The organism is Halomonas sp. (genome assembly GCF_041689495.1).
Classification (GTDB): domain Bacteria; phylum Pseudomonadota; class Gammaproteobacteria; order Pseudomonadales; family Halomonadaceae; genus Halomonas.
The window spans coordinates 1-1,728 of record NZ_JBDNGD010000516.1 but is presented as its reverse complement, the minus strand read 5'-3'; the positions used below and the strand labels follow the sequence as shown (position 1 = coordinate 1,728).

At 61.3% G+C, this 1,728-nt stretch carries 2 protein-coding genes; one reads left to right on the top strand and one right to left on the bottom strand.

Annotated features, from left to right (window positions below; all coding sequences use genetic code 11):
- Positions 1-1,011 (top strand): NAD(P)/FAD-dependent oxidoreductase (locus tag ACESMD_RS15350; RefSeq protein WP_372614679.1); only part of this gene is annotated, 1,011 nt, incomplete at its 5' end.
- A gap of 28 nt (positions 1,012-1,039) precedes the next feature.
- Here ACESMD_RS15350 and ACESMD_RS15345 read toward each other — a convergent pair.
- A partial coding sequence (locus ACESMD_RS15345) for a MurR/RpiR family transcriptional regulator (RefSeq protein ID WP_372614677.1) occupies positions 1,040-1,728 on the bottom strand: 689 nt, incomplete at its 5' end.

Here is a 1,728-nt window from a genome sequence, read left to right as displayed (position 1 = left end):
GAGCAGACGGCACGCGCCCTGGGTGATATGGCCTTTGAGGGTAATCGCATCATTCGCCAGCGCATCAATGCCTACCGAATACAGTGCGACCTGCATGATGGCAATCTCTTCGCCGCCTCCAACGAGAAGCAGATGCAGGGGCTGCGCGAGCACAAGGCGCTCTGGGAGCGCTATGGTCACCGGGAACTCGAGATGCTGGAGGGTGAGGCACTCAAGCGCGAGGTGAACTCGCAACGCTATCTGGGCGGCCTGGTGGACCACTCCGGTGGCCATCTGCACCCACTCAACCTGGTGCTGGGCCAGGCGGCCGCGCTGGAATCCCTGGGCGGTCGCATCTTCGAAGCGTCGCCGGTGGACGAGGTGATTCACGGTGACCCCGTCCAGCTGCGAACGCCCGAGGGAGCCGTCAGGGCCCAGCGTGTCGTGATGGCCGGCAATGCCTACCTGCAGGGGGTGATGCCGGAACTCGAAGGTCGCTCGATGCCCTGCGGTACCCAGATCATCACCACCGAGCCGCTGGATGCTACGTTTGCCCGATCATTGATCCCCAATGACATGGCCGTGGAGGACTGCAATTACCTGCTCGACTATTACCGCCTGACGGCCGACAACCGCCTGCTGTATGGCGGCGGGGTCAACTACGGAGGACAGGATCCCGCCGATATCACGGCGGTGATACGTCCCAAGATGCTCAAGACCTTCCCGGCGCTCGAGGCGGTAAAGGTGGATTACGCCTGGAGTGGCACCTTCCTGATGACGCTCAATCGCCTGCCTCAGTTCGGGGTGATCAACGGCAATGTCTACTATGCTCAGGGCTACTCCGGGCACGGGGTCACCTGTACCCACCTGGCGGGGCGGCTGATCGCCGAGGTCATGCATGGACAGGGCGAACGATTCGATGCCTTCGCCGGGATTCCCCACTTTCCCTTCCCCGGCGGGCGCCTGTTGCGCGTCCCACTATCGGCTCTGGGTGCCTGGTATTACCAGGCGCGTGATCGCTTGAGGGTCTGAGGATGGGCTCCGTGCCTCGGGGTGGCAGTCAGGTGAATTTGCGGAAAAAATGGGTCATGTCGAACAATTCATCCAGCCGTTCATAGCGATCACGAGCTTCGGGCCAGCGCTGCTCCTGGACGGCGGCGATCATGGTCTCCAACAGCATCATGGTCGACACGTTGGAATCCCATCCTGAGGGAATCTCTACCCAGCAGTTGAAGGTGAAGTCGGCGAGTGACGAGATGGGGGATCCCCACTGATCGGTGAACAACAGGATTCTCACGTCGCGCTGGCTCACCATTTCCACCAGGCGAAGCAGGTTGGTCTCATAACGCCTGATATCGAATATCAGCAGGGTTTCCCCCGGTTCCATGTCGAGCACGTAATGCGGCCACGTGCCCGAGGAAGAGGTCATATGGGTCACACGGGGGCGCACCGCCTGGAAATGCGTAAAGGCATAATCGGCCAGCGCCTGGGTGATACGCCCGCCGACAATGTAAAGGCGCCGGTCGGCATCGGTCAGCTGACTGGTCGCCTGATCGAATCTTTCCGTCTCGATATGGGCAAAGGTCTGTTGCAGGTTGTTCGTGACCGTCTGGGCGAACCGGTTCAGCAGATGCGTCTCGGGGGCTTCGGATGACCAGTTGTCGCGCCGCTGGGTGGGCCCGATGCCCTTTGCCTCCAGTTCGCGCAACAGGGCCTTGTGGAACTCCGGATAGCCTTTGAACCCTAGCT